This is a genomic window from Pseudomonas sp. RL_105y_Pfl2_101 (assembly GCF_963970585.1).
Lineage (GTDB): Bacteria > Pseudomonadota > Gammaproteobacteria > Pseudomonadales > Pseudomonadaceae > Aquipseudomonas.
Genome location: NZ_CAXAPG010000011.1, coordinates 59,544 through 86,452 on the forward strand (window position 1 = coordinate 59,544; position 26,909 = coordinate 86,452).

General features: G+C 61.1%; 21 protein-coding genes. 7 read left to right on the forward strand and 14 right to left on the reverse strand.

The window, feature by feature from the left end; all coding sequences use genetic code 11:
• Position 1 precedes the first annotated feature (1 nt).
• Positions 2-1,255 carry a serine hydroxymethyltransferase gene (gene glyA / locus AACY31_RS14695; protein ID WP_339477325.1) on the reverse strand — a complete coding sequence of 418 codons (1,254 nt, stop codon included), beginning with the start codon at positions 1,253-1,255 and terminating at the stop codon, positions 2-4.
• A 272-nt stretch (positions 1,256-1,527) separates the two neighbouring features.
• A complete protein-coding gene (locus AACY31_RS14700; RefSeq protein ID WP_339491559.1) occupies positions 1,528-2,232 on the reverse strand; it encodes a TraX family protein in 705 nt (234 codons plus the stop codon).
• Between the two features lie 195 nt (positions 2,233-2,427).
• Between AACY31_RS14700 and AACY31_RS14705 the strand changes: the two genes are divergently transcribed.
• Together AACY31_RS14705 and AACY31_RS14710 are read left to right on the forward strand one after the other, a co-directional pair.
• On the forward strand, positions 2,428-3,468 hold the full coding sequence (locus AACY31_RS14705) for a threonine aldolase family protein (RefSeq protein WP_339477331.1): 1,041 nt from the start codon (positions 2,428-2,430) through the stop codon (positions 3,466-3,468).
• 236 nt (positions 3,469-3,704) lie between these two features.
• A complete protein-coding gene (locus AACY31_RS14710) occupies positions 3,705-4,241 on the forward strand; it encodes an REP-associated tyrosine transposase (protein ID WP_339504715.1) in 537 nt (178 codons plus the stop codon).
• Positions 4,242-4,413: 172 nt separating this feature from the next.
• Here AACY31_RS14710 and gbcB read toward each other — a convergent pair whose 3' ends face one another.
• Positions 4,414-5,514: a glycine-betaine demethylase subunit GbcB gene (gbcB, locus tag AACY31_RS14715; RefSeq protein ID WP_339477334.1), complete on the reverse strand. Its 1,101-nt coding sequence runs from the start codon at positions 5,512-5,514 to the stop codon at positions 4,414-4,416.
• A 282-nt stretch (positions 5,515-5,796) separates the two neighbouring features.
• On the opposite strand from gbcB, the gene gbcA reads away from it, so the two are divergent.
• A complete protein-coding gene (gbcA, locus tag AACY31_RS14720; protein ID WP_339477336.1) occupies positions 5,797-7,092 on the forward strand; it encodes a glycine-betaine demethylase subunit GbcA in 1,296 nt (431 codons plus the stop codon).
• A gap of 129 nt (positions 7,093-7,221) precedes the next feature.
• Here the strand turns inward: gbcA and AACY31_RS14725 are convergent, their stop codons facing one another.
• The 10 genes from AACY31_RS14725 to AACY31_RS14770 all read right to left on the reverse strand — a co-directional run bounded on the left by AACY31_RS14725 (position 7,222) and on the right by AACY31_RS14770 (position 23,743).
• The gene (locus AACY31_RS14725; protein WP_339504694.1) at positions 7,222-8,466 is read right to left on the reverse strand and encodes a metallophosphoesterase; all 1,245 of its coding nucleotides are present in this window, start codon (positions 8,464-8,466) and stop codon (positions 7,222-7,224) included.
• A 27-nt stretch (positions 8,467-8,493) separates the two neighbouring features.
• Entirely contained in the window at positions 8,494-10,362 is a 1,869-nt protein-coding gene (locus tag AACY31_RS14730) for a c-type cytochrome (RefSeq protein ID WP_339491561.1), read from the reverse strand.
• A 212-nt stretch (positions 10,363-10,574) separates the two neighbouring features.
• Complete coding sequence (locus AACY31_RS14735) at positions 10,575-14,027, reverse strand: GMC oxidoreductase (protein ID WP_339477342.1); 3,453 nt, start codon at positions 14,025-14,027, stop codon at positions 10,575-10,577.
• Positions 14,028-15,069: 1,042 nt separating this feature from the next.
• Entirely contained in the window at positions 15,070-15,636 is a 567-nt protein-coding gene (locus AACY31_RS14740; RefSeq protein ID WP_339491562.1) for a GNAT family N-acetyltransferase, read from the reverse strand.
• Positions 15,637-15,955: 319 nt separating this feature from the next.
• Positions 15,956-16,726, reverse strand: a complete 771-nt coding sequence (gene etfB / locus AACY31_RS14745; protein ID WP_339477350.1) for an electron transfer flavoprotein subunit beta — start codon at positions 16,724-16,726, stop codon at positions 15,956-15,958.
• Between the two features lie 13 nt (positions 16,727-16,739).
• Positions 16,740-17,960: an electron transfer flavoprotein subunit alpha gene (etfA, locus tag AACY31_RS14750; RefSeq protein WP_339477352.1), complete on the reverse strand. Its 1,221-nt coding sequence runs from the start codon at positions 17,958-17,960 to the stop codon at positions 16,740-16,742.
• The gene (gene dgcB, locus AACY31_RS14755) at positions 17,960-19,909 is read right to left on the reverse strand and encodes a dimethylglycine demethylation protein DgcB (RefSeq protein ID WP_339477354.1); all 1,950 of its coding nucleotides are present in this window, start codon (positions 19,907-19,909) and stop codon (positions 17,960-17,962) included. Before dgcB ends, etfA begins: the two co-directional genes overlap by 1 nt.
• 169 nt (positions 19,910-20,078) lie before the next feature.
• Positions 20,079-22,139 carry a dimethylglycine demethylation protein DgcA gene (gene dgcA, locus AACY31_RS14760; RefSeq protein WP_339477356.1) on the reverse strand — a complete coding sequence of 687 codons (2,061 nt, stop codon included), beginning with the start codon at positions 22,137-22,139 and terminating at the stop codon, positions 20,079-20,081.
• Between the two features lie 15 nt (positions 22,140-22,154).
• Positions 22,155-22,685, reverse strand: a complete 531-nt coding sequence (locus AACY31_RS14765) for a DUF5943 domain-containing protein (protein WP_025215877.1) — start codon at positions 22,683-22,685, stop codon at positions 22,155-22,157.
• 80 nt (positions 22,686-22,765) lie between these two features.
• Positions 22,766-23,743, reverse strand: coding sequence for a dipeptidase (locus AACY31_RS14770; protein ID WP_339504695.1), 978 nt, complete (start codon positions 23,741-23,743; stop codon positions 22,766-22,768).
• Between the two features lie 235 nt (positions 23,744-23,978).
• Between AACY31_RS14770 and AACY31_RS14775 the strand changes: the two genes are divergently transcribed.
• The 4 genes from AACY31_RS14775 (at position 23,979) to AACY31_RS14790 (ending at position 25,479) form a co-directional block, all read left to right on the forward strand.
• Entirely contained in the window at positions 23,979-24,380 is a 402-nt protein-coding gene (locus AACY31_RS14775) for a lysozyme inhibitor LprI family protein (protein ID WP_339477364.1), read from the forward strand.
• Between the two features lie 88 nt (positions 24,381-24,468).
• Entirely contained in the window at positions 24,469-24,723 is a 255-nt protein-coding gene (locus AACY31_RS14780; protein WP_339477367.1) for a type II toxin-antitoxin system RelE family toxin, read from the forward strand.
• Positions 24,707-25,030 carry a helix-turn-helix domain-containing protein gene (locus AACY31_RS14785; protein WP_339477370.1) on the forward strand — a complete coding sequence of 108 codons (324 nt, stop codon included), beginning with the start codon at positions 24,707-24,709 and terminating at the stop codon, positions 25,028-25,030. Before AACY31_RS14780 ends, AACY31_RS14785 begins: the two co-directional genes overlap by 17 nt.
• 32 nt (positions 25,031-25,062) lie before the next feature.
• On the forward strand, positions 25,063-25,479 hold the full coding sequence (locus tag AACY31_RS14790) for a DUF3010 family protein (RefSeq protein WP_339477373.1): 417 nt from the start codon (positions 25,063-25,065) through the stop codon (positions 25,477-25,479).
• Positions 25,480-25,878: 399 nt separating this feature from the next.
• Here AACY31_RS14790 and AACY31_RS14795 read toward each other — a convergent pair whose 3' ends face one another.
• Entirely contained in the window at positions 25,879-26,838 is a 960-nt protein-coding gene (locus tag AACY31_RS14795; RefSeq protein WP_339477376.1) for a GlxA family transcriptional regulator, read from the reverse strand.
• Between the last annotated feature and the right edge of the window lie 71 nt (positions 26,839-26,909).

Sequence of the window (26,909 nt, forward strand, 5' to 3'; positions counted from 1 at the left end):
CTCAGCGATAAACCGGGAAGTCCGCGCACAGGGCCGCCACTTGCTGGGCGACATTGGCCTCGACATCGGCATCGCCGAGGTTGTCGAGAATGTCGCAGATCCAGCCGGCCAGCGTGACGCACTGGGCCACCTTGAAGCCACGCGTGGTCACCGCCGGGGTACCGATGCGCAGGCCCGAAGTCACGAACGGCGATTGCGGGTCGTTCGGCACGGCGTTCTTGTTGACGGTGATGTGGGCGCGGCCCAGGGCAGCATCGGCATCCTTGCCGGTCAGGCCCTGACGGATCAGGCTGACCAGGAACAGGTGGTTGTCGGTGCCACCGGACACTACATCGTAGCCGCGCTTGATGAACACGCCAGCCATGGCCTGGGCGTTGTCGATCACTTGCTGCTGATAAGCCTTGAAGCCAGGCTCCGCCGCTTCCTTGAAACACACCGCCTTGCCGGCGATCACGTGCATCAGCGGGCCGCCCTGGGCGCCGGGGAATACCGCGGCGTTGAGCTTCTTCTCGATCTCTTCGTTGGCCTTGGCCAGGATCAGGCCGCCACGTGGACCGCGCAGGGTCTTGTGGGTGGTGGTGGTGACCACGTCGGCGTAAGGCAGTGGATTAGGGTACAGACCGGCGGCGACCAGTCCGGCAACGTGGGCCATGTCGACGAACAACAGGGCGCCAACCTTGTCGGCGATCTGGCGGAAACGTGGAAAATCCAGGGTCTTGGAGTAAGCGGAGAAACCGGCAACGATCATCTTCGGCTTGTGCTCGACCGCCAGGCGCTCGACTTCGTCGTAGTCGATCAAGCCGGTGGTGGTGTCGATACCGTATTGCACCGCGTTGTAGAGCTTGCCCGAGGACGACACTTTGGCACCGTGGGTCAGGTGACCGCCGTGGGCCAGGCTCATGCCCAGAATGGTGTCGCCGGCCTGCAGCAAGGCCAGGTACACGGCGCTGTTAGCCGAAGAACCGGAGTGCGGCTGGACGTTGGCGTAGTCGGCGCCGAACAACTGCTTGGCGCGTTCGATGGCCAGGGCTTCGACTTTGTCGACGTGCTCGCAGCCACCGTAGTAACGCTTGCCCGGATAACCTTCGGCGTACTTGTTGGTCAGGCCGCTGCCCTGGGCCTCCATCACGCGCTTGCTGGTGTAGTTCTCTGACGCGATCAGTTCGATGTGATCTTCCTGGCGTTGCTCTTCGGCGTTCATCGCCGCCAGCAGTGCATCATCGTAGCCTTGGATTTGGTCTTGCTTGCTGAACATCGCGTCTCTCCCAGCGGCGGCGGTGCGCCTTTCGTCTCGGTGAGGCACGGACCGTTCGGTCGTGCCCTTTGGATGCGATGGTATGGCTGGCGCAGGCATGTCAAATGCCTATGGACGCCACGCAAAGGTGCGTTTACGACATGGGACCAAAGAGTCGGAGAGCAAGGCCTGCGCGATAGCACTGTGGGAGCAAAGCTTGCTCGCGATCCAGGCGCCCCGGGGCATGGCAGACCGCGGCGCTTTCATCGCGGGCAAGCCCTGCTCCCACGGGGTTAGGCGGCGACATGGCGAACCACGAGCAACAGCAAAAAATGCGCCGGATACAGCCCATAAGCCCAGCGCCGCATGGGCAATGGATGAAAACGACCCGCCTGTCGCAAAAGCATCAGCCCAAACCATGGCGCGATCAGGCAAGTCACCAGACCCCACAACGCCACCGCATCCCCCAGCCACGCCGCGCCATACAACACCCGCCATTGGTTGGCCGCCAGGCAGACCAGCCCCGGTAACAAGGCCATGTACAAAGGACGCTTGAATACCAGCAACATCGCCAGCGGCAGCAGCACACCAAAGAAACCGAACATCAGTTGCGACGAAAACAGCGCCGCCAACAGCAACGCCATCGCCGCCAGGTATCGCGCCTCCAGGGTGGGCGCCTGCCAACAGCGTGCCACCAACAATCCCAGCACCAGGGTTGGCATCACATTCAGAGTGGCGGGATCTGGAATGAACAAGCGATAGGGGATTTCGCTGACAGCGCTGAATAACAACAGCCAGCCCAGGTAACGCCAAGGGGCGGTGCTGGCGTCGTTGCGCGCCAGGTTCGCCGCCATCGCCAGGCAAAACCAGGGGAACGCCAACCGCCCGGGCACGTAGAGCCAATCGACGGAGAACCCGACATATCGCAGATGATCGAGCACCATCGCCAGCAATGCAGACCATTTGAGCAGATCCAAAGCACCTTCGCGCCGATTCATGTGTACCGCGACTCAAAAGCTTTGTAGTTTTCCCACAGAAACATCCGGTGTGTTCCCCCGCTAATCTTGGGTAAAGTGCGCACCAACATCGACCACGGCGCTGTGAACTCAAGCACGCCGAAAACCAGGGAACGCCCCACCCGGGAATTCCGCCAGGGATCTTTACCCAGGACTCTCTACCTTAGGAGCAAGGCCATGACCGACAAGAGTCAACAGTTTGCCAGCGACAACTATTCCGGCATTTGCCCCGAGGCCTGGGCGGCCATGGAAGCAGCCAACCAGGGTCACCAACGCGCCTACGGCGACGACGAGTGGACCCACCGCGCGGCGGACGATTTCCGGGCCTTGTTCGAAACCGACTGCGAAGTGTTCTTCGCGTTCAACGGCACGGCGGCCAACTCTTTGGCGCTGTCCTCACTGTGCCAGAGTTACCACAGCGTGATCTGCTCGGAAACCGCCCATGTCGAAACCGACGAATGCGGCGCACCGGAGTTCTTCTCCAACGGCTCCAAGCTGCTGGTGGCACGCACCGAAAACGGCAAGCTGACCCCCGAGTCGATCCGCGAGATCGCCCTCAAGCGCCAGGACATCCATTATCCCAAGCCCCGGGTCGTGACCCTGACCCAGGCCACGGAAGTCGGCAGCGTCTACACCCCGGAAGAAATCCGCGCCATCAGCATCACCTGCAAGGAACTGGGGCTGAACCTGCACATGGACGGCGCACGCTTTTCCAACGCCTGCGCCTTCCTCGGCTGCTCGCCGGCCGACCTGACCTGGAAGGCCGGCGTGGACGTGCTGTGTTTCGGCGGCACGAAAAACGGCATGGCGGTGGGCGAAGCGATTCTGTTCTTCAACCATGACCTGGCCGAAGACTTCGACTATCGCTGCAAACAGGCCGGGCAACTGGCCTCGAAGATGCGTTTCCTCTCCGCGCCCTGGGTCGGTTTGCTGCAAAATCAGGCCTGGCTCAAGCACGCCCGCCACGCCAACCGCTGCGCCCAACTACTGGCAGAGCTGGTCAGCGACATCCCCAGTGTGGAATTGATGTTCCCGGTCCAGGCCAACGGCGTGTTCCTGCAACTCTCGGAACCGGCCATCGCCGCGCTGACCGCCAAGGGCTGGCGCTTCTACACCTTCATTGGCAAAGGTGGCGCACGCTTCATGTGCTCGTGGGATACCGAGGAAGCGCGGGTGAGGGAATTGGCGGCGGATATTCGGGAAGTGATGAGCGCCTGAAGCAACGGCCGACATGATGATCGTTCCCACGCTCTGCGTGGGAACGCCTCTACGGACGCTCCGCGTTCGGCTCTTGGGGACGCAGAGCGTCCCTGGCTGCATTCCCACGCAGGAGCGTGGGAATGATCATCGAGGGTGTGCGGACTATTCCCACCCGCCTCGTGCCCTCTTCGTCTATCGCCAAACGTCTCGAAGACTGCAAGATGGTCATTCCCCGCAGCAAAGGAATGCATCCCATGGGCCGGAGCCGCTACGTCATCACCGAACCCGACAAGCCCCACTTTCTCACCTGCACATTGATGGAGTGGCTGCCGCTGTTCATTGGCCCCTACCTCGTCGATCACTTGCTCGGGTGCTGCTGGCGCTATCAGCAAACCCATCAGAATTTGCAACTGTTCGGCTATGTCGTTCTGGAAAACCATCTGCATTTCGTTGCCCAGGCTCCGAACCTGAGCAAGTGTCTGCGTCAGTTCAAATCCTTTACGGCACGCCAGATTATCGACGACCTGCAAAGCAAAGGCGCTGAGCGGGCTTTGCAACGCCTGCGGTTCAACAAACGAGCCCATAAACAGGACAGGGTTTATCAGCTCTGGCAAGAAGGCTCACACGCGGAGCAGATTTATAGCGAAACGGTAATGCGCCAGAAGCTGGACTACATCCATTTCAACCCGGTGAAACGTGGATATGTGGAATTACCGGAACATTGGCGCTATTCCAGTGCGCGTAATTATGCGGGGATGGAAGGGTTGATTGAGATTCAGCGGTGGTATTAGCGCATAGACAGCAGACTGCGACGAAGCTGGGACGCAGAGCGCCCCTGGTTGCATTCCCACGCAGGAGCGTGGGAACGATCAGGTCGCGATGGCTGTGAAATCGATCGTTCCTCACGCTCTGCGTGGGAATGCAGCCCGGGACGCTCCGCGCTCCCCTTGCGCCGAGCATGTGTCAGAACTCGATCCGCACATCCCCCTTCGGCACGCTGCAGCACGACAGGATGTAGCCCTCGGCCTCGTCGTCCTCGGTGATCCCGCCGTTGTGGTCCATCTCCACTTCCCCGCCCAGTTTCAAGACCTTGCAGGTGCCGCAGATGCCCATGCCACAGGCCTTGGGGATCATCATGCCGAGCTTGGCGGCGGCGGCGTGAACGGTCTCTCCCGGCCCCACGCGAATACTCTTGCCGGAGGCGGTGAACTCCACCAGATGCAGGTCCGCCATATCGACTTCCGGGGCATCGGCAGCCTGCTCGGCTTGCTCCACCGCGTCGGCACGAGCTTCCGCTGGCGTGGCGCCGAAAGATTCCTCGTGGTAACGCGTCATGTCGAAGCCAGCAGCTTCCAGCAGACGCTTGACCGCGTTCATGTAGGGCGTCGGCCCACAGCAAAACACTTCGCGCTCCATGAAGTCCGGCGCCATCAGCTCCAGCATCTTGTGGTTCAGATAGCCGCGATACCCGGCCCAGGGCTCGCCCAGCCCGTGTCTTTCGCAAATCAGGTGTAAGCTGAAATTATCGATCCGCGACGCCATATGTTCCAGCTCACGGTGATAGATGATGTCCTTAGGCGAGCGGGCGCTGTGGATAAACACCATGTCAACGTTGGCATTGGTGTCGTAGTACCAGCGAGCCATGGACATCACGGGCGTGATACCAACGCCGCCGCTGAGGTAAAGCACCTTCGGGTTCGAGAAGTCGATGGCATTGAACAGACCGACCGGCCCGTGCACCGCCAGCTCCTGGCCTTCGTGCAGGGTGTCGTGCAGCCAGTTGGAAACCTTGCCTCCCGGCACGCGCTTGATGGTCACCGAAAAACTGTAAGGCACCGACGGCGAGCTGGAGATGGTGTAGGAACGCATGATCGGCTGACCTTCGATTTCCAGCTCCAGGGTGACGAACTGCCCTGGCTTGAAAAAGAACAGGATCGGCTGGTCAGCCATGAAGCAGAAGGTGCGCACATCCCAGGTTTCCTGGATGACTTTGACGCAACGGACAATGTGACGACCATTGGCCCAGGTCTGGGTGGTTACCGGGTTCAGGAAGCTGTTGGACATGCTGATCTCCACGGCCGACTGTCGGCCTCTTATGAGGCGATTCTGCTTATAGCGCGAACCGCCCATTTACCTATCTGCGACATTCACATGCTTACCGCGACCAGCCCCCAACGACAGGACCTTGCGCGTCGGGAACAGATTGGGCCATGTCGCCCATGGATAAGGTTGCGCACCTGCGCGGCCCCACACTCGCCCCCAACAGATAAATAATATTTTCTGCCTTGCGTAGCACATTTGATTAGCCACTTTCGCCGGCCACGTAGAGGCCATGAGGATACAATGATGGACGTCACCGCAACCCTGAGCCTGGGCGATCCGCTGGAACCCGCACGCAAGGCCACCGCGCAAATGCTGCAAGAGCGCGAGCGCACCTTTTCGTTGCCGCAACCGTTCTACAGCGATGAGCGTCTGTTTGATATCGATATGCAGGAAATCTTCCAGAAGGAATGGCTGATTGCCGGCATGACCTGCGAAATCCCGGCCAAGGGCAACTACCTGACCCTGCAAATCGGCAAGAACCCGATCATCGTGATTCGCGGTGCCGAAGGCGTGGTGCACGCATTCCATAACGTCTGCCGCCACCGCGGTTCGCGGCTGTGCACCAGCGACAAGGGCAAGGTCGCCAAACTGGTCTGCCACTATCACCAGTGGACCTACGAGCTGGACGGTCGCCTGCTGTTCGCTGGCACCGAGATGGGCGCCGACTTCGACATGAAGCAATACGGCCTCAAGCCAGTGAACGTGAAGACCGCCGGTGGCTACATTTTCATCAGCCTGGCCGAGAACCCGCCGGCCATCGATGACTTCCTGTCGACGCTGACCCATTACATGGAACCCTACGACATGGAAAACACCAAGGTGGCGGTGCAAACCACCTTGATGGAGAAGGCCAACTGGAAACTGGTGCTGGAAAACAACCGCGAGTGCTACCACTGCAGCGGCGCGCATCCAGAACTGCTCAAAAGCCTGCTGGAATGGGACGACGTCACCGACCCACGCGCCGACCAGGCGTTCAAGGACCACGTGGCCGCCTCCGCCGCCGCTTGGGACGCCGAGAAGATCCCTTACGCCCACGCCAGCTTCGGCCTGCGTAACCGCATCGTGCGCATGCCGCTGCTCAAGGGCACCGTGTCGATGACCATGGACGGCAAGCAAGGCTGCGCCAAGCTGATGGGCCGCATCAAGAACCCGGACCTGGGCTCGATGCGCATCCTGCACTTGCCGCACTCATGGAACCACTGCATGGGCGACCACATCATCGTGTTCACGGTGTGGCCGATCAGCGCCCAGGAAACCATGGTCACCACCAAGTGGCTGGTGCACAAGGACGCGGTCGAAGGTGTGGACTACGACGTCGCGCGCATGCGCCAGGTCTGGGACGCCACCAACGACCAGGACCGTCGCCTGGCCGAAGAAAACCAGCGCGGCATCAACTCCACCGCCTACCAGCCAGGCCCGTACTCCAAGACTTATGAGTTCGGCGTGGTGAACTTCGTCGACTGGTACAGCGAACGCATGCTCAACAACCTGGGGGCCGAACCTGCGCCGTACCTCAAAGGTGTTCCGGTCCAGAGCTAAAACCCAGCGCTTCGGTTGATGATCGTCCCCACGCTCTGCGTGGGGATGCAGCCCGGGACGCTCTGCGTCCCAAAAGCCGAACGCGGAGCGTCCGTAGAGGCATTCCCACGCGGAGCGTGGGAACGATCTTCAGTGGGAAGACCACCGCACCGACCCATCCTCCCCATAAAAAGTCTCGACAATCTCCTCCCCCACCAGCCGCACCTTCACATACCCGTTCAACACCCGTTGCGGGTATGCCTTGTCCCCCGCCAGCTGCGTTTCCGACCACAACACCCCGGCATGTCCGTTCAACTCGCTGGTAGTGCCGTATGGGATCGCCCCATGCCCGGCGCAGCGCGCATGCAACCCGCCTTGCGGCGCGTAGCAAATACCGTTGTGCAAATGCCCCCAATACCAATAGTCCGGCTCACGCCCCAAGGCATCGCACACCGGTTGGTAAAGCGCCGTTTTGTTGTGCCCGGAAATATCAAAACCCTGGTGATGACTGAGCACCATGAGCTTTTTGCGCTTGGGCAGGGTCTTCATCCATTCGATCTGCTGGGTATTGAGGGTGCCGTCCATGTACAAATTCATCACGTCCGAGGCGTAGGCGCTGTCGAGGCCGACCACCAGCCAGTCGTCGTTGTACAAGGCAAAGTAACTGGTGCCCTGTTGCACCGGGAAACGCTTGGCCAGTTCCTTGAAATAGCCGTGGGCACCGCTGTACATCTCATGGTTGGAATTGAGGGTGAACGCGCCATGCTTGCCCTGGGGCCAGCCGACCATGTCGACGTCTTCCTGGGAATGGGTACCGGCGTAATACACGTCACCCAGATGAATGGTGAAATCGGCCAGGGCCAGTTGCATCTGGTTGGCCACCGCCACCGCCGGGGCGTGACTGTCGAACGGCCCGGTGCCCCAGTCGCCAGCGATGGCCAGCACGACGTCGTTGTCCATTTTCACCAACGCCGGGTTGGTGGCGAATTGCGCGTGATGGCGCAGGTTCTCGATCCACTTGAGCAACGCCTCACTCCACAACAGGTCCAGCAGTTCCCATTTGCGGCAACCGAGCAAGGTGCCGTCCTTGAGCACGCGGGTCGGTAGCTCGTCCTCGGTTTGCGGCAAGGCGCTGGCATTGCCGATCTTCAGGATCGAAAGACCGTGGGCCAGCTCCCACGGCACGGCCGGTTCGTCGTCCGGCAGATCGCCGTGGTCGATCACGTGCCGAGCCTGGTCGTGACCGCGCTGGAGCAGCTTGACGATGGCCTCGAACTCTTCGGGCTCCAGGTCGTTGACGAGTTTTTTCCAGGACATCTCCAGCCGCGTGACCAACCCGTGCAGGCGGACTTTGACCTTGTCGAACTCATGCTCCCAATGGTGCAGTAATGACATGTGAACGCTCCTTCGCAGTGCCCTGGACTACAGGGTTTTCATGAATTCGATCAGGGCCCGTTTGTCGGCATCCGACAACTGCGTGCCATACAGGTGGCCGCCGTTGTGGTTGCCTTCCAGGCGGGTGTCATATTTGAAATCCGCCGACGCCTTCATCTGCGCGCCGCCGGTGATGAAGCCGACCTTCTCCTGGTCGTAGATGTCGGAGCCGGTGTAGAACACCTGCGGACGCTGTTCCGGCGCTTGCAGCAAATCCCACAGGGTCGGCACCGAACCGTTGTGCAGGTACGGCGCGCGCAACCAGATGCCGTCGGTGGGCGTGTTGCTGTAGCTCTGGGTCTTGCGGTAGGCGCCGAAGTCAAACGGTGGTTTCTTGAAGCCGTGGAATGCCGTCACCAAGCCGGTGGTGAAGGAGTTCAGGCGATGGGGATCGGTGCCCAACTGATCGATGTTGGTGGTGACCTGGCCGGTGTCGCTGCGGCCGAAGTCATGGCAACCGGCACAGTTTTTCTCCCAGATCGGTTTACCCTGGGCGACTTTCGCCTGGTCCAGGGCGAACGGCCAGGCCGGCGGCTTGTGGCCCAGCAGCCAATTGGTCACGCGGTTGAAGCTGGGCGGCAGCACCGATTGCGGCGTCGCGCCCACGGCCATCGCCGCTGCGTAGTTGCGTTCGTGGATCTTGTTGTTATTGCCGTCCCAATGCAGGTACATGGACTCGCGGGGTTTCTGGTTCCAGACCTGCGGCAGGTCCACGGTGCCGATGGTGGAGTCATCCGGGAAGCCGAACACCACCATTTTGGTCGGGTTGAAGGTGTCGGTCCGCCCTGGCCCTTGGGCGGGGCGCAGCTTCTGCCAGGCGTAAGCCTGCTTCTGCTTGAGCAGCGCGCTCTTGGCCATCGGGATGATCAGGTAGCGGTTGTAGAGCTTTTCGAAGAAACCCAGCTGGAACTTGCCATTAATCGCCGCCATCACCGCATCGGGGGTGAATTTCGGATCGCTGGCACACTCGTAGGCGAACCACTGGAAGGCCTGCAGTTGCAAGGTATTGGCCGGTGCGCTGGCGACCGGAACCGCGACGTCACTGGCATTAGCCCGATAGGAGCCGGTGTGACACAGGGCGCAGTTGGGCTCCACCGTGGGGTAGCCGAGCTGCCGCTTGGCCATGCCGATGGGCAGATCGTTGCCGTTTTCATAAAGAAACCCGAATACCTCGTAGCCGCCCGGCTTGGGCAGCTTTTCCGGGCACATCTGCGGCAGCACGGCGAACAGGTAGTAGGGAATCCGCGCCTCAATACCCAGGCCGATGGCGGCGTATTTGTAATGGTCTTCGTCGGAGTCGAAGTCCGGTTGCGGCACTTCGCGGACCATCTGGTACCAGGTCTGGTAACCGATGAAACCCAGCAGCAATACCACCACCAACGTGCCGACCTTGAAGCCGTGGCTCTGCCAGCGCAGCGCCCAGCCGGCGCGCCATTCCCGCCATCCGGCGCAGAGCAAGGCCAACGGACGATTGGCCACCGGGCAGCCCAGGTACAGCAGCACACCCAGGATCAGGAACATGCTCAGGTCGCCCATCAACATCGGCACAAACACCTGGCCCTGGTTGTTGGTGTTGATCAGGTAGATCCAGAACACCACCGCCACCAGCCGCGACAGCACACACAGCCAGGAATGCACCACGAAACGCGGCGCGTTGAACCCCGAAGGCATGTAGAACAGGCTGATGCCCACCAGCAACATGCCGGCGTTTTCCAGCCAGGGATCGGATAACACGGGCGGCAGGCCGAGCATGGACGTCAGCAACGCCGGCGCAAACAGCGCCGGGATCGCGAAGACCATGTTCATGACAATCCCGACCCAGATGATGCGTTGGAACCAACGGATGTAAGTGTTCATGGCACCCTTTTCCTTATTCTTGACTCACCACACAGGGCCAGAGATTGCTCCCGCTAAGCTCTGTAGGAGCTGTCGAGCACAGCGAGGCTGCGATCTTTCCAAAGACACTTGAATCTCAAGCGAAAGATCAAGATCAAGATCAAGATCAAGATCAAGATCAAGATCAAGATCAAGATCAAAAGATCGCAGGCTTCGCCAGCTCCTACGGAGCTTCAACCGAGCGCCGTCTTCTCCAGGTGCTCAAGGATGATCGGATACACATCCACCACCGCATCCTTGCCGAACATGCAGTCGATATGGCCGTACCCGGGCACTTCGTGACGGCTGAACAACTGCGGGCCGTGCATCTCGCACAGTCGTTCGTAGGTCTTGAGGGTGCTTTGCGGCAAGTAGCACTGGTTGTCGGCACCGCTGATGAAGCAGATCGGCAACTTCAACCGATCGAAATGGGGCATGTAGACGTCGTTGCCCTTGAAGTCCACCAGGTGTCCCTTGCGCACGATCAGCGCCAGGTGCTCGAAGGTCTGGATGTTCGACTCGCCGAACAACTCATGCAGGTTGTCGTGCAGGGTTTCGTTGAGGGTGTCGTGGCGGTACAGCGACGCATACATGAACGTGATGCGATGGCAGACCGGGTTGGTGCAGTAGCCCTGGGCCTCGATCCGGGCATAGCCGTTAAGGGCCTTGTCGTAGAGTTTGTTGAACCAGCTTTCCTTGGTGTCGGCATAGGCCGTGAGGGACTTGATACCGACGGCATCGAGCATCCCCGGCAAGTGCAAACCGGCCTTCAGCCCTGTGGCGGTGGCGACCACCGTGTCGGCGGCGATCTGCGAGCAGACCACCGAGCGCACCCCTTGCAAGCCTGCCAGCATCGACATGAAGAAAGTCGTCGCGCCATAGCAATGCACCACGCACTGCACGTCACGGGCCAGGGTCGCCTGCTGGATCTGCTCGATGGCGGCCTTGAAATCGTACTGGGCCACCTGGTCGCCGTTCCATTCATTTTTGCTGGCCGGCAGCAGGATGCTCACCCGCAGATCCAGCAGCCAGACGTCGTACTCATGCTTGCAGAGATATTCCAGCAGGTTGGTGTGGATGGTGTCGGTGGAGAAAATATTCGAGCCCACGCCCAGGCCATGAACCAACATCACCGGGCCTTTGGTACCGGCCTGGTAACGCGTCAGGCGTAGCTCGACGTTGTCTTCAGTCTGGAAGAAATGCACCACCGGTGGCGGCGCATCCAGTGGTCGTTTCAACCGGGGCGGCGCGTCCGGGTTGAAGTAGACATCGCCAGCGAAGACACCACCGTAGCTCTCCCACAAGATGCCGGCAAAGAACTTGCCGAACCGCGCCAGTGCCTCCACGCGCTCACGCTCATTGCGGGCGTTGAGTACTTTCATGGTGGTCATTTGCTTGGCGAAGTCGGCCGGCAGAATGTGCATCACCCCCGAACCGATCACCGCACCGGTCTTGTCCGGTCCACGATAGAGCGTGACGTACAGGGTGCTGGTGTCGGGCCAGATGTTCAGCACGCCGTTGTCTTCGGGCACGGTCTTGAAGGCGCTGAAATAATAGTCGCTGCCGTCTTCAGCGGTCAGCTTCATGTCATAGTTCATGTGCCGCACGCCCACCTGTTCCTGATACTGCTCGAACAGGTTGAACACCCCATTGCTGGCGACCAGCGGATGCGCTGAGAGCAGCGGTGCATCCAGGGTGCCCACCAGGGTCGCGGCGTGTTCCGGCTCCTTGATCAGCCGGTTGAGGTCAGCGGCGGTGATGGTCAGGGTGAACTCGATGGGTGAATTCTCGGTCTTGCCGCGCTTGGCCGCCGCTTCGTACAGGCTGAGGTCGGTGCCCTGGGGCTGGGTGAAGGCGGTGGAAAAGTAGCCCTTCATGGTTTCGGTGAACTGCACGCCGAGGGTCGGCGCCGCCACCGCTTTGCGCGGGGCTGAAGGCAGCGTGTAGTCGATGATCCAACCGCGGTCGGCCGCCAACAGCCCCATGTTGCGCTCGCTCACCGCCGAAATAGTCAGCAACGGGTTGACCGCCAGGGACGTGGGGATCACTGCGCCGTCCGTCACGTACAGCCCCGGGTAGACATCGGTGCCACTGGCGCCACTGAACACCTGGCCCTTGTGGTTGACCACGCCTTGGGTCGCATCCTCGCCCATCACGCAACCGCCCAGCGGATGGACCGAGACGATGCTGTGCTTGAGCAGCTTGGTCCAGATCGGGTTCTCGACCCAGATCCCGCCCAGGGCCTTGGTGCTCTGGTGCAGCCGCTCGTTGCCGAGGGTGACGTTCTCCTGTTCGCCGACGCCGGGCCAGTCGATGCGCAACTGGTCCTTGTTGTCGAGCAGCATGCGCCCCTTGGCGTTGTCATGGCTCATGATCAAGTAGGTCTGCATATTGTGCAGTGCGCCGTGATACGGTCCGCGCAGAAAACTCTCGGTTTCGCGCCCCTTGTACCTGAGGCTGGCGCCGAAACCGGTGTCGGTGGGCGCGCCGATCATCTCGGAAAACGCCGCCATGCTCGGCACCATGGCCCGGCCGAGCGCGCCGGGAATCGACCCTTCCTCGATGACCATGCGGCTGCGCCAGTCACCCTCGGTGCGCATGTCGATGATCGAGGTGATGCACGGCCCCACCGGGTCCAGCTCCTTGGCCGAATGGGCACCGAAGCCGATGCCGTTGATGACCTGGTCGCAGTTGTGGCCGAAGCCGAGGATGTCGCCGTTGCCGCTCATGTGCTCGCCCAATTGGCTGGACATGGACAGGCCCTTGTCCCGCGAGCGCAACATGATTTCAGTGGAGCCCAGGGTGCCGGCGGACACCACCACGATGTCGGCGCGCACGAACAGGGTGGGCGCCGCGAACATCTCGCGGCCGCTGTCCAGGTACTGGAAGTGCACGATCCAGCCATCGCCGTCGCGCTCCAGGTACCGCACCTCGGCCTGGCAGAAAATCTGCGCACCGTGGTTCCAGGCATCGGGCAGGTAGTTCATCAGCGTGGTGTTCTTGGCCTTGTTGTTACAGCCCGAGACGCAATCACCACAGCCATTGCACGGTAGCTGTTCGACGCCAACGTGGTTGAGGTTGTTGGGCAGCTTGTCGAAGGTCACGTTGATCGGCGGCTTGTAGAAATGCGCGCCTTGCTTGAGGTAATCGGCCGACTTCTTGTGGGCATCCAGCTTGGGCAGGTTCGGCTCCGACGCCGGGTACGAATTAGGCTTGAGCATCTCCCGGGCCCGCGCGTAGCCGTCCTTGAGCAGCGTGTCGCGGTGCTCACGGACCGCCTGGGGCCAGCGCGGGTCCTCGAACACGCCAGGCTCGGGCTCCAGCGAAACGTTGGCATTGATCAGCGACGTGCCGCCCAGGCCACAACCGACCACCACGTTCTGCTGGGCGTTGACGTGCAGGTCGAATAGCCCGGTGCGCGAACCGATGTGGCCATCCGGGTCGTGGACTTGCAGTTCCTCGGTGGCCGCGAGCAGGGTATTGGGGTATTCGCCGGGCTGAATTTCCCGCCCCCGCTCCAGCAGGCACACCTTGCGCCCGGCCCGGGACAAACGCGAGGCAGCAATGCCGCCACCGTAGCCGGAACCGATGACGATCACGTCGTAGTGTTCCTGGATGTCACTGATGGGGGTCGAGATCCGTGTCATGTTCAAGTCCTCTCAGGCAGAAGGGGCAACTCTGCGGTTGCCTGCAAATCGACAGGCGCACGAACGCCTGGCCACCGGCCCTTGCAGGGTCCGGCGGCAGTCAACGGTGCGACAGGGAAAACCCGGGCGCTATAGACGCGCACGCTGATTGACGGCGCGACGATGAGTGCGTTTGTGCAACGAGGTGGGAGGTGTCGGGACGCAGGTCACCGATGAAAGCAGGTGTGGGTGGGGGGCCTTGCTATCCATCATGTGCTCTCCCTGAACCTGATGTGGATAAAGTCGCGATGTCCTTGTGCCATGAAGTGAAGACAGCCCAAAGACCCTCGTCAAGGGTGTGACTTAGAACTGTATGAAATTTGATCTATCGCGATTTTCGCTATGCCGGCCGTGGCTTGCAGCGTTTGGCGAACAAGTTATCCACATGGCCACCCACAGCAAATGGGGACAAGTGCACACATGCCCGGCATTTCTCCACCGACAACGTGAATAAAAACCGTGACTTATGAACAATGACGGTTTTTCCGGTCTATCGGTTGTTTTTTGATCAAGCGCCTGTACGCCCCGGAATGCTTGGTCTGTGGAGGTGAGCGAACACCTTATCCACAGAAGCACCAACAGTGTTTGGGGGTAATTTTGACGATGCTGTGGAAAAACCCTTGGACGGCTTATAAATCGAGGTTTTCCGGAGGTTTTCCTGACTAAAAAAGTAAATTGATCAGTTTATGATCAATTCGATGAGCGCCCCGGCCCGTCTGGCTTGTAGCGTAGAGCAAACATCTTATCCACAGAAGCGCCAACAGAGATTGGGGGCAAGTTTCGGCTGAAACGGCCCGTTACTCACAGACAAAAGCCAATAAAAACCAAGGCTTAGGCTGGATGTTTTTTGAGCGCAGGCCGGCAGGGCCCGATTTACATAGGGTGCAGCGAGGGGCGAACAGGTTATCCACAGAGGCGCGCACAGGGATTGTGGGTAACACGCATTCCACTTGTGGGAGCGGGCTTGCTCCCACAGAGGGTTCTGGTGAAGCCGCCATGACGGTCAAGGCCGATGCATGAGGTACGCCTCTCCCGTCACCCGAATCAGTGGATGCGGGACAACCTGACAGGTTTTGACGATGCCAAAGCCCTGGCGCTCATAAAAGCGCCGGGCACCGGTATTCGCGGCGTAGTCGATCAAGCTCAGGCCTTTGAGCGCCAGTTGGTCGGCACGCTGTTGCGCCAGCTCAAGAAAACGCACGCCGAGCCCCCTGTTACGCCAGCCTTCATGCAGGGCCAGGCTTGAGATATAGAGGGTGTCGGGCACTTCCATGTCGGCGTAGGGCGCCAGAACCGGATCGGTCACCGGAGCCGCCAGCGGATCCTCGCGCGTCACATAACAGTGCATCATGCCGATGACCCGGCTATCGGCCTGGGCGACAAGGCAGTTCTGGTAGGAAAAATCGACATTTTCTCGTGCATAACGAGCAGCCCCCACGTCCAGGAGGTCCTGCCCTGGCCCCGCCAATTGACTCCAGATGTAATCCGACGCGCCCTCTGAGGAAATCCGGAACAGATGGGCGATCTCCCACGCATCCGTGGGCAAGGCCGGACGAAATTCAACTTCCATTGATCGATTCCATTGGCTGACAAGCGTTTTTTCATGCGCAGGTTTGTGGCGCGGCACCAGCCGGGCCAGCAGGTTTATGGCCGGATGTTGAGGTTGATCGTTTTTTAAGCAAAGGCCTGGACGACCCGATTGGCGCCGTGTGCGGCGAGGGCCGAACAGGTTATCCACAGAGGGGCGCACAGGGATTGTGGGTAACACGCATCTCAATTGTGGGAGCGGGCTTGCTCGCGAAAGCGGTGTGTCAGGCAACCCTTATGTCGACTGCTGCACCGCCTTCGCGAGCAAGCCCGCTCCCACAGTTTTTGTCTTGAGCCTGAGTCTAGCGAACCACCCCTTCCTCCACCAGCAGCTTGAGAATCGCCTCGGCCCCCGCCTCCGGGCTCACACCCTTGAGCACTTGCCCGCCTCCGCCGCTGGCCTTGGCCGTGGCGGCTTTCATGCGGTCGGCGCCGCTCTTGGCCTTGATCACTTTCAAGCGTTTGGGTCGCGGCTTGGCCGGTTGCAGGGTCGCCACCGCCAGCAAGCTGTCGTCGATCACCTCGATTTCCTCGCCATGCAACGCCCCGCGCCGGGCCGGGCCGTAGGCGCTTTGCCGAGGTTTTGGCGCAGCGTTATCCACAGTGGCCAGGAACGGCAGGCGCACTTTGAGACGGCGCCGTTGGCCGCGGGGCAAGGCTTGCAGCACCAGGGCCACGCCACCGTCGATGGATTCGACCTGGGCCAGCCCCACCACCAGCGGCCAACCGAGATTCTCGGCCAGCAGGAACGGCAACATGCCCGACCCTTCGCCGGTTTCCGCCTGGCTACCGGTGAGCACTACTTGGGCGCCGGCGTCACGCAGGTAATCGGTCAGGGCCGGCAACGCGTCGGCGCCGACGGGGTTTTCCAGCACGAGCAGTTCATCCAGGCCCATGCCCAGGTAGGCGCGCAGGGCCGGTTCGGCCACGTCCCCGGCGTGCAGCACTTGCAGGTCGCTGCCGGCCAGTTGCAGGCCCAATTCCACGGCCCGGGCGTCCTGCTCGGCGCGCCGGGGTCGCCCGGAAGTGGGGTGGGCGCCGATGGACACGAGGCTGATCACTTGGGTACTCATCAACTTATCCTTCTTAAGCCGCATCGCGCTTGGCTTCGTTGCGGTAAGCCTCTACCGCCGCGATCAAGGCCTGGAGAATCGCCGCGCTGTCACCGATCACCGACAGGTCCGCCCGTTTGATCATGTCGCAACCCGGATCGAGGTTGATCGCCACCACCTTGTCGCAGGCGCCAATGCCCTGCAGGTGCTGGATCGCCCCGGAAATCCCCACGGCCACGTAGACCCGCGCCGTGACCCAGGTGCCAGACGCACCGACCTGGCGATCCCGGGCCATGAAACCGTCGTCCACCGCCACCCGCGAAGCGCCTTCGGTGGCGCCCAGGGCCGCAGCGGTCTTGTGGAAAAGATCCCAGTCCTTGACCCCGTTGCCGCCGGAGAAAATGAATTCGGCCTCGGCCATCGGGATCGCGCCCGGGTCCACCGCCACCGCGCCGAGGTCTTCGATACGCGACAAGCTGCGGGCCACGCTTGTGGATAACTCCACCGGCAAGGCTTCGTGGCGGGTGTCGCTGACCGGCTCGGCGCATTCGGCCGCCGCCAGGATCAAGCGCGCCAACGGCCGAGCCAGGTCCTGCAGGCCGGCACCGGCACGGCCGATGCACTCTTCGCCCTTGACCTGCCAGACCCGCGTGGCCGGGCGTTCACCCAAGGCGGCGGCAAAGCGTCGGCCCAGTTCGCCGCCACCGCTGCGACTGTCAGGCAACAGCCAATGGCGTGGGCTGAATTGGTTATCCACAGCCCGCAGGCCTTGCACCCGTTGCTCCGGTGCATAACCGCTGAAGGCCTCGCCTTCCAATACCAGCAAGCGGTCGACACCCGCCGTGGCGAAGGTGCTTTCCTTGTGCTCGCCGAAGACCACCGCCAACACTGCGCCGTCGCTACCGGCAAGCTGATGGGCCAGGCCAAGCAGATCGCGGTCGTGGCTGCTGAGGCGGCCACCGACCATGTCCGGCACCACACTGATGTAGAACGCCGGCTGCGCTACTTGATGCAGCGGCAGTTGCACTTCAGCGGCGGCGGTACGCTTGCTCGCGCCACCCTGCTGGGCGCCGCTGCGGTCGATGCGCTTGATGCCGTTAGGGCCAATGAAACCAACGCCATGAACGTTCTTGCGGATGATGCCATTGGGCCCCATCCAGCTATGCTGCACCGGTTGCATGGCCGCATGCAGCGGGTGCAAGCGGTTGCGGGCGATCCACTCGGCGCGAGGGTCGCGGCGGATGATGTCGCTCATTAATGCACCTCCGCAGGTTCACGTTTGACTGGCGTCACCGGTTTGTTCGGGGCCGTGCCTTCCAGCAGCGCGTCGGCCACCAGTTCGGCAATGTCCTTGATCATCGGCCGCGGTTCGACCACGCCTTCCAGCATGGCGGTGCACTGTGGACAACCCACCGCCACCAGTTCGGCGCCGGTCTCGCGAATGTCGTCCATGCGCATGTCGGGAATCCGCTGCTTGCCCGGGATGTCGGTGATCGGCGCACCGCCGCCACCGCCGCAGCAACGCGAACGGAAACCGGAACGCTGCATCTCCTTGACCTCGATACCCAGCGCACGCAGCACCTGGCGCGGCGCCTCGTATTCGCCGTTGTAGCGGCCCAGGTAGCACGGGTCGTGATAAGTCACGCTGTCGCCCTTGTGCTGGCCAAGGTTCAGTGCCCCGGCGTCGATGATTTGGGCCAGGTAGGTGCTGTGGTGCTGCACCAGGTAGTTGCCATCGAAGGCGCCGTATTCGTTTTTCAGCACGTGGAAGCTATGGGGGTCGCAGGTGACGATACGGTTGAAACTGTATTTGGCCAGGGTCTGGATATTGCGCTTGGCCAGCAGTTGGAACGTCGCTTCATCACCCAGGCGCCGGGCCACGTCGCCGCTGTCGCGCTCTTCGAGGCCGAGCACGGCAAAGTCGATGTTCGCCGCCTTGAGCACTTTGACAAAGGCGCGCAAGGTGCGTTGGTTGCGCATGTCGAAGGCACCGTCGCCGACCCAGAACAGCACGTCGGTGGATTTCACCTCGCTGAGCAGGTTCAGGTTCAGGTCCGCCGCCCAGTTCATCCGCCCGCCCGGGGCGAAGCCGCCAGGGTTGTCGGTGGCGATGAGGTTTTCCAGCACCTCGGCGCCCTTGTTTGGCGTGGCGCCTTTTTCCAGGGTCAGGTGGCGGCGCATGTCGACGATGGCATCGACGTGCTCGATCATCATCGGGCATTCCTCGACGCACGCCCGGCAGGTGGTGCAGGACCACAGGGTCTCGGCGTCCACCAGGCCGTTGACGATCGGCTGATGCGGGTTGCCGCTGTGTTCGCCCACGGGTTTACCCGGATAGGGGCTGCCAGCGAACTTCGCATCGGTACCGCCGGCCAGGCCGACGACCATGTCCTGGATAAGCTTTTTCGGGTTCAGCGGCTGGCCGGCGGCGAACGCCGGGCAGGCCGCTTCGCACTTGCCGCACTGCACGCAGGCGTCGAAACCGAGCAATTGGTTCCAGGTGAAATCCTTGGGTTTCTCAACGCCCAACGGTGCAGCGGGGTCGTTCAGGTCCAAAGGTTTGAGGCCGGTTGAGCGGCCGCCACCAAAGCGTTCGGCGCGGCGATGCCAGGCCAGGTGCAAGGCCCCGGCAAAGGCATGTTTCATCGGCCCGCCCCAGGTCATGCCGAAGAACATTTCCGACACACCCCAAAGCACGCCCAGGCCCAACAACGCCACCAATACCCAGCCCCCGAAGTCTGCCGGCAAGATCCCGGCGACCGGCAAGGTCACCAGGAAAAAACTGATGGAAAACGCAAACAGGCTCTTGGGCAGGCGCATCCACGGGCCTTTGGACAGCCGTGAAGGTGGATGACGACGACGCAGGGCAATGAAGATCGCGCCGCTGAACATCAGCAGCGTGGCGAACAGCAAGGCATAGCCCAGAATGCGGTTCTGCAGGCCGAAACCATGCACCAGAATCGCCAGCAGCGCCGCCAGCACAAAGCCACCCGCCGTGGCGACGTGGGTATTGGCGATGTATTTGTCCCGCGCCACCACATGGTGCAAATCCACCATATAGCGCTTGGGCATGGCGAAAAGACCGCCGATCAGGTCGACCTTGGCCGGTCGTCCGCGACGCCACATGTTCACCCGCCGCAAGGCGCCAAGGACCGCGAGGCCCAGGGCGGCAAACAGCAGGATGGGAAGAAGGGTGTTCAGCATGGTGAAGCTCCCAAAGACCTCAGGTCTTGCAGGCACAGAAACCTGGATGTCTTGCTCGATTCCTGTGGGAGCAAGGTTTGCCCGCGATGCGATCGACTCGGTCAGTCAGATGCGCCGTGTCGCATTTATCGCGGGCAAGCCTTGCTCCCACAGGGTTATCCACAAGCCGTTAGAAATCCTTGCACAACCGCAGGGCGTCGTAGATGGCCGCGTGGGTATTACGCTGGGCCACGCAGTCGCCGATGCGGAACAGCAGGTAGCCGTCGCCACTCTGTTCCAGGCACGGTTGCGGCTTGATCGCGAACAGGGCTTCGACGTCGATCTGGCCCTTGTTGCGCGAACCTTCCTTAAGCGCGTAGTAGATTTCTTCGTCCGGCCGCACGCCGTTTTCCACCACCACCTGGTCCACCACGCGCTCTTCCTTGGCACCGGTGTATTCGTTCTCCAGCACCGCCACCAGCTTGTCGCCTTCGCGGTAGACCTTCTCCAGCATCATGTCCCCGGTCATGATCACTTCCTTGGGGTACATGCTGCGGTAGTAGGTGGGGAACGACGTCCCGCCAATGGCCACGCCCGGCTTGATGTCGTCGGTGACGATCTCGACCTGGCTGCCTTTGTCGGCGAGGAAGTCAGCCACCGACATGCCGGTGAACTCGCAAATGGTGTCGTAGACCAGCACGTTCTTGCCCGGTGCAACCTTGCCGTCGAGCACGTCCCAGCTGCTGACCACCAGCCCTTCGGCGGCGCCCCAGTGCTCGTTCTGCTCCAGGTACGGATGCCCGCCGACGGCCAGCACCACCACGTCCGGACGCACGTCCATGATGGTTGCCGCATCAGCTGCCACACCCAGGCGCAAGTCGACTTTCAACCGCGCCAGCTCCAGTTGGAACCAGCGGGTAATACCGGCGATCTGGTCCCGTTGCGGGGCTTTCGAGGCCGTGGTGATCTGTCCGCCGATGAATTCTTTCTTCTCGAACAAGGTCACATCGTGCCCGCGTTCAGCGGCCACACGCGCCGCTTCCATCCCGGCCGGGCCGGCACCCACGACGACCACCTTGCGTTTCGGTCCGGTGGACTTCTCGATGATGTGCGGCACGCCCATGTATTCACGGGACGTCGCGGCGTTCTGGATGCACAGCACGTCCAAGCCTTGGTACTGACGGTCGATGCAGTAGTTGGCGCCGACACATTGCTTGATCTGGTCGATCTGGCCCATCTTGATCTTGGCGATCAGGTGCGGGTCGGCGATGTGGGCGCGGGTCATACCGACCATGTCGACATAACCGCCTTCCAGGATCCGCGTAGCCTGGTTCGGGTCCTTGATGTTTTGCGCGTGCAAAACCGGAACCTTGACCACTTCCTTGATCCCGGCGGCCAGGTGCAGGAACGGCTCCGGTGGATAACTCATGTTCGGGATGACGTTGGCCAGGGTGTTGTGGGTGTCGCAACCCGAGCCCACCACGCCGATGAAATCGAGCATGCCGGTGTCGTCGTAGTACTTGGCGATCTGCTTCATGTCTTCGTGGGACAAACCGTCCGGGTGGAACTCGTCACCGCACAGGCGCATGCCCACGCAGAAATCGTCGCCCACTTCGGCACGCACGGCCTTCAACACTTCCAGGCCGAACTTCATCCGGCCCTCAAAGCTGCCGCCCCACTCGTCGGTACGCTTGTTGACCCGCGGGCTCCAGAACTGGTCGATCATGTGCTGGTGCACGGCGGACAGTTCGACACCGTCCAGGCCACCGGCCTTGGCACGTCGTGCCGCCTGGGCATAGTTGCCGATCACCCGCCAGATCTCTTCCGGCTCGATGGTCTTGCAGGTGGCACGGTGCACCGGCTCACGCACACCAGACGGCGACATCAGGGTCGGCCAGTTAAAGCCATCCCAGCGCGAGCGACGGCCCATGTGGGTAATCTGGATCATGATCTTGGCGCCATGCTTGTGCATGGCGTCGGCCAGGTTCTGGAAGTGCGGGATGATGCGGTCGGTGGACAGGTTCACCGAGCTCCACCACTCCTGCGGGCTGTCGATGGCGACCACGGACGATCCACCGCAGATCGCCAGGCCGATGCCGCCCTTGGCCTTCTCTTCGTAATACTTCACGTACCGGTCGGTGGTCATGCCGCCGTCGGTGGCGTAGACCTCGGCGTGCGCGGTGCTGAGCACGCGGTTGCGGATGGTCAGCTTGCCGATCTGGATCGGCTGGAACATTGCTTCAAAAGCCATGGCGCGATCCTCGACTTACAACGGCTTGACGATGAACAGGCCGTCGTCGTGGCCTTCTTCGGAACCGCCGTAGACCTGCTCGGCCACGGTGCGGATCGAACTGCCGCGCGCGGCCAGGATCTGGTCCATGGCACCGGCGAACCAACCGGTGAACATATAGTCGACCTTGCGCCCGACCTTGCCGTACACATAGACGAATGCCGAGTGTTCGAGCTTGACGCTGGCGGTGCCTTTGTCCAGGTCGATGTCCTGGATCTTGAACAGGCCCCAGCCACGCTGCGACAGGCGCTTCATGTAGTGCTCGAACACCGCGACGCCTTCCAGGCCATGGCATTCGGCTTCTTTTTCACACCAGTGCCAGGCGGATTTGTAGCCGGCCTTGTAGAGAATCTCGGCGTAGGCGTCGGCGCCCAGCACTTCTTCGATGCCCATGTGGTTGTTGACGAAAAAGTGACGCGGCACGTACAGCATCGGCAGGGCGTCTGACGTCCAGATACCGGTTTCGCTGTCGACTTCGATAGGCAGTTGAGGGGCGATTTTGGCCATGAAAACTTGACTCCGGAAATGCGTGGTATTGCCTGCGGCACAGACGGCCGCAGGTAAGGGATTCGGCGATACGGCGGCGTTTATTCGCCCCAGACGTCCTTCAGGACGTTGACCCAGTTCTCGCCCATGATTTTGCGCACCACCCGCTCAGGATGGCCGCGCTTGAGCAGCGTCTCGGTGAGGTTCGGGAACTCGCCCACGGTGCGGATGCCCAGGGGGTTGATGATCTTGCCGAAGCTGGTCAGACGACGTGCATAGCCCTTGTCGTGGGTCAGCATTTCGAAGAAGTCCTGGCCGTGACCCTGGGTGAAGTCGGTGCCGATGCCGATGGCGTCTTCACCGACGATGTTCATGGTGTATTCGATGGCTTCGGCGTAGTCGTCGATGGTCGAATCGATGCCCTTGGCCAGGAACGGCGCGAACATGGTCACGCCAACGAAACCGCCGTGGCCGGCAATGAACTTCAGCTCTTCATCGGATTTGTTGCGCGGGTGTTCCTTCAGGCCGGACGGCAGGCAGTGGGAGTAGCACACTGGCTTCTTCGATTCGAGGATGACCTCTTCGGACGTCTTGGAACCGACGTGGGACAGGTCGCACATGATGCCGACACGGTTCATCTCGGCGACGATTTCGCGGCCGAAGCCCGACAGGCCACCGTCGCGCTCGTAGCAACCGGTGCCGACCAGGTTCTGGGTGTTGTAGCACATCTGCACCACACCCACGCCCAGTTGCTTGAAGATCTCGACGTAGCCGAGTTGGTCTTCGAAAGCGTGGGCGTTCTGGAAACCGAAAATGATGCCGGTCTTGCCCTGTTCCTTGGCGCGACGGATGTCGGCGGTGGTTTTCACCGGGATCACCAGGTCGCTGTTCTCGCGGATCAGTTTTTGGCTGGCCGCGATATTATTGATGGTGCCCTGGAAACCTTCCCACACCGACACGGTGCAATTGGCCGCGGTCAGGCCGCCCTTGCGCATGTCTTCGAACAGGTCGCGGTTCCATTTGGCAATGATCAGCCCGTCGATAACGATGCTGTCGGCGTGCAATTGCGCTGGGCTCATCAGGCAGTCCCCTTTTGTCAGCGATTCATGCGCCGAATCGTGTGCCGGCGCTTTGGGGCCAGCATATGCCTGAGGGCCGTGGCGACCCGGTGCAAAAACGACAGGGGAATTGCCGAAAGCGTCAATCCACGACAATGGACTACAACAGGCCCACCCCACCCGTCTGTTCTTTACCTGACGCTTGCGCCAGAATCCGCCGCATCACTGGTTTTCACTGGACTTGAGCGGCAACGCGATGAAATCACTCTTCCTGACTTTGGCACTGATCAGCACCCTGGCACACGCAACCGAAGACACCGAGCCCAACCCCTGCGACGAAGTTGAAAACGACGTCCAGACCCTGGCCTGCTCGGCCTACGGAAAAACCGCCGCCGTACAACTGCTGGACGAAAACCTGCAGAGCCTCCTTGAGCGCCTGCAAACCCGCTACGCCAGCGACAAGGCCCAGCTCAACGACATCACCACCAAGGTCAATACCGCCCAACAACTGTGGCAAAAACAGCGCGACGCCGACTGCGCCATCGCCGCCTTCCCGGCCAAACCCGGCAGCGACGCCTACAAAATCGCCGAAAACGACTGCATGGCCCAAGTGAGCGATGACCGGTCGGAGTTTTTGGAGTCGATTGGGCAAGACTGAGGGCAATATTCAGACACCTTTCACGCATTGGCCCTGAAGGGGATATAAGTCAGGTTTCGCAAACCTCATAAAAGACTTATGTCCTTCCATGAACACCATCCACAGGACCGGAAAAGCCGTTAGGCAGCTTCTAAAATTGCATGCTGCCCATCAGGCCCAGGTTCGGGACGCCGTTACGGCGCTCGCCCAGATGCCCGACGCGGTGAACGTCAAAGCGCTTGTCGGCCATGACTACGCCTATCGCCTTCGGGTAGGCCGCTATCGAGTCATGTTCGATTGGGACGGGGCGATCAAGATCGTCAGCATTCAAGAGGTCAGGAAACGCGATGAGCGTCCCTACTGATATTCAGATCATCAATGACGCAGACGGGCATCCCGCCTTTGTGGTCATTGCGTATGCCCAATACGTCGCGCAGAAACTGCAACCCGATCTCATCCCCCATGCAGTCGTCAGCCGCATCGTCGACGGCGCCACGCCCAGCCGTGCCTGGCGCGAACACCTGAACCTGACTCAAGATGAAGTCGCCAGGCGCCTGGGTATTTCTCAACCGGCCTTTGCCCAGCAAGAGTCCGTCGCCAAGCCTCGCCGCGCCACCCGCGAAAAAATTGCTGCGGCCTTTGGTATCCAGGCTGATCAGTTGGAGCTGTAAGCTGCACGTCACCATCGAGCAAAGGGCTTCACATGAAAACTTGCGGCATCGAAATCAAAGGCAGCGAAGCGATCATCGCTGTTGCCTCGCTGGATCAACAGGTGCTGAGCCACGTCGCGCTGAACACCAAGAAAATCGCCCTGGACGACGATGACGACGCCGCCAACGTCAAGGCTTTCGCCGCCCAAGTGCGGGCGTTCGTGACGGACAACGGCATCGAACGCATCGCCATCAAGAAGCGCAGCAAGAAAGGTGAGTTCGCCGGTGGCCCGACCACGTTCAAGATCGAAGGGGTTTTCCAGTTGCTGGAAGGTTGCGAGGTGACGCTGCTGTCACCGCAAACCCTCAATGCGCAGAGCAAGAAACACGACTTCACCCCGCCGGCGACGCTGAACAAGTATCAGCATGAGGCTTATAAGGCGGCGTGTTCGGCGCTGATGAAGAAATAGAGCTTTTGCACCGAACACCGTACCTATAGCCATGGGATTTTTTGTGGGCGCAAAGCTTGCTCGCGATGGAGGCGATGCGGTCCTTCAGAAACCGAGTCGACTGTTTCGCGAGCAAGCTTTGCTCCCACACCCCCCCCTCTCCACTCAGGTCACTATGCTCGACCGCTAATCGGGTCAGGACCGATTCTGTTGCTTACGATACCCCTTCAACCCATCGACAAACGCCTTGTCCTCCAGCGCATAACCACCCCGGTTGGACTTCCACACCCGTTCCTTTTCACGTCGCGCATCAATACAGGCTTGTCCGCCGAAACTTACGGAGGACAGTCTTGAAAAAATCACAGCACCCGCCACAAACAATCTAAATCAAGTTATTTTTAATTGTTCTCGATGCGCCGGTCATTGAAGCGTTTGATTTATCGCCACTTGTCGCCGATCCTCCCGCGGGCAGCGCGCGAAGCGTGTCCGATAACTGCGGGTGAAGTACGACGGTGACTCAAAGCCGCAGGCAATGCTCACTTCCAACACGCTCATGTCGGTCTGGCGCAACAGTTGCTGGGCCTTTTCCAGGCGCAGACGCAGGTAGAAGTTGCTCGGGGTGTCGTTCAGGTGCAGGCGGAACAGGCGTTCGAGCTGGCGACGGGTGACGTTGATCGACTCGGCCAGCGCCAAGGTGCTCAGGGGCGGCTCGCTGTGGGCTTCCATCTCACCGATGACGTGCACCAGTTTCTTGTTACGAATGCCATAGCGGTTGGCGATTTCCATGCGCTGGTGATCTTTGCGCGGGCGGATGCGGCCGAGCACGAACTGCTCGCTGACCTGGATCGAAAGTTCCGAACCGTGGGCCTGGCCGATCAGGTCCAGCATCAGGTCGATGGAAGCAGTGCCGCCCGCGCAAGTGATGCGGCGACGGTCGATCTCGAACAGTTCCTGGGTCACGCTGAGTTGCGGATAAGACTCCTTGAACGCCTCGAGCGCCTCCCAGTGCAAGGTCACGCGGTGCCCTTCCAACAGCCCCGCCTCGGCCAGCACCACACTGCCGGTGTCGATGCCGCCCAGCGTCACGCCTTCGTTGTCCAGCCGATGCAACCAGCGCTCCAGTGCCGGGGTGGCGAATTTCAGCGGTTCGAATCCGGCCACCACCCAGAGGGTCGCGCCTTTCTTCAAGGGCTCCAGTGCGGCATCGGCGTTGACCGACATGCCATTGCTCGCCAGCACCGGCCCGCCATCGACACTCAGCACATGCCAGCGGTACAGCTCGCCACGAAACCGATTGGCGACCCGCAAGGGCTCGATGGCCGAAATGAAACCGATGGCCGAAAAACCCGGCATCAACAAAAAGTAGAAATCCTGGGACATGGAGCGCACTCGGTTGGCGGGTAGCGTGCGGACCTTGATACGCCAGTTGCAACGGCCGTTCAAGAGTCGCT

Bases quoted from the DNA above. Each gene is read 5' to 3' on its own strand.
- glyA (WP_339477325.1), bottom strand. From the start codon at position 1,255: ATGTTCAGCAAGCAAGACCAAATCCAAGGCTACGATGATGCACTGCTG.
- AACY31_RS14700 (WP_339491559.1), bottom strand. From the start codon at position 2,232: ATGAATCGGCGCGAAGGTGCTTTGGATCTGCTCAAATGGTCTGCATTG.
- AACY31_RS14705 (WP_339477331.1), top strand. From the start codon at position 2,428: ATGACCGACAAGAGTCAACAGTTTGCCAGCGACAACTATTCCGGCATT.
- AACY31_RS14710 (WP_339504715.1), top strand. From the start codon at position 3,705: ATGGGCCGGAGCCGCTACGTCATCACCGAACCCGACAAGCCCCACTTT.
- gbcB (WP_339477334.1), bottom strand. From the start codon at position 5,514: ATGTCCAACAGCTTCCTGAACCCGGTAACCACCCAGACCTGGGCCAAT.
- gbcA (WP_339477336.1), top strand. From the start codon at position 5,797: ATGGACGTCACCGCAACCCTGAGCCTGGGCGATCCGCTGGAACCCGCA.
- AACY31_RS14725 (WP_339504694.1), bottom strand. From the start codon at position 8,466: ATGTCATTACTGCACCATTGGGAGCATGAGTTCGACAAGGTCAAAGTC.
- AACY31_RS14730 (WP_339491561.1), bottom strand. From the start codon at position 10,362: ATGAACACTTACATCCGTTGGTTCCAACGCATCATCTGGGTCGGGATT.
- AACY31_RS14735 (WP_339477342.1), bottom strand. From the start codon at position 14,027: ATGACACGGATCTCGACCCCCATCAGTGACATCCAGGAACACTACGAC.
- AACY31_RS14740 (WP_339491562.1), bottom strand. From the start codon at position 15,636: ATGGAAGTTGAATTTCGTCCGGCCTTGCCCACGGATGCGTGGGAGATC.
- etfB (WP_339477350.1), bottom strand. From the start codon at position 16,726: ATGAGTACCCAAGTGATCAGCCTCGTGTCCATCGGCGCCCACCCCACT.
- etfA (WP_339477352.1), bottom strand. From the start codon at position 17,960: ATGAGCGACATCATCCGCCGCGACCCTCGCGCCGAGTGGATCGCCCGC.
- dgcB (WP_339477354.1), bottom strand. From the start codon at position 19,909: ATGCTGAACACCCTTCTTCCCATCCTGCTGTTTGCCGCCCTGGGCCTC.
- dgcA (WP_339477356.1), bottom strand. From the start codon at position 22,139: ATGGCTTTTGAAGCAATGTTCCAGCCGATCCAGATCGGCAAGCTGACC.
- AACY31_RS14765 (WP_025215877.1), bottom strand. From the start codon at position 22,685: ATGGCCAAAATCGCCCCTCAACTGCCTATCGAAGTCGACAGCGAAACC.
- AACY31_RS14770 (WP_339504695.1), bottom strand. From the start codon at position 23,743: ATGAGCCCAGCGCAATTGCACGCCGACAGCATCGTTATCGACGGGCTG.
- AACY31_RS14775 (WP_339477364.1), top strand. From the start codon at position 23,979: ATGAAATCACTCTTCCTGACTTTGGCACTGATCAGCACCCTGGCACAC.
- AACY31_RS14780 (WP_339477367.1), top strand. From the start codon at position 24,469: ATGAACACCATCCACAGGACCGGAAAAGCCGTTAGGCAGCTTCTAAAA.
- AACY31_RS14785 (WP_339477370.1), top strand. From the start codon at position 24,707: ATGAGCGTCCCTACTGATATTCAGATCATCAATGACGCAGACGGGCAT.
- AACY31_RS14790 (WP_339477373.1), top strand. From the start codon at position 25,063: ATGAAAACTTGCGGCATCGAAATCAAAGGCAGCGAAGCGATCATCGCT.
- AACY31_RS14795 (WP_339477376.1), bottom strand. From the start codon at position 26,838: ATGTCCCAGGATTTCTACTTTTTGTTGATGCCGGGTTTTTCGGCCATC.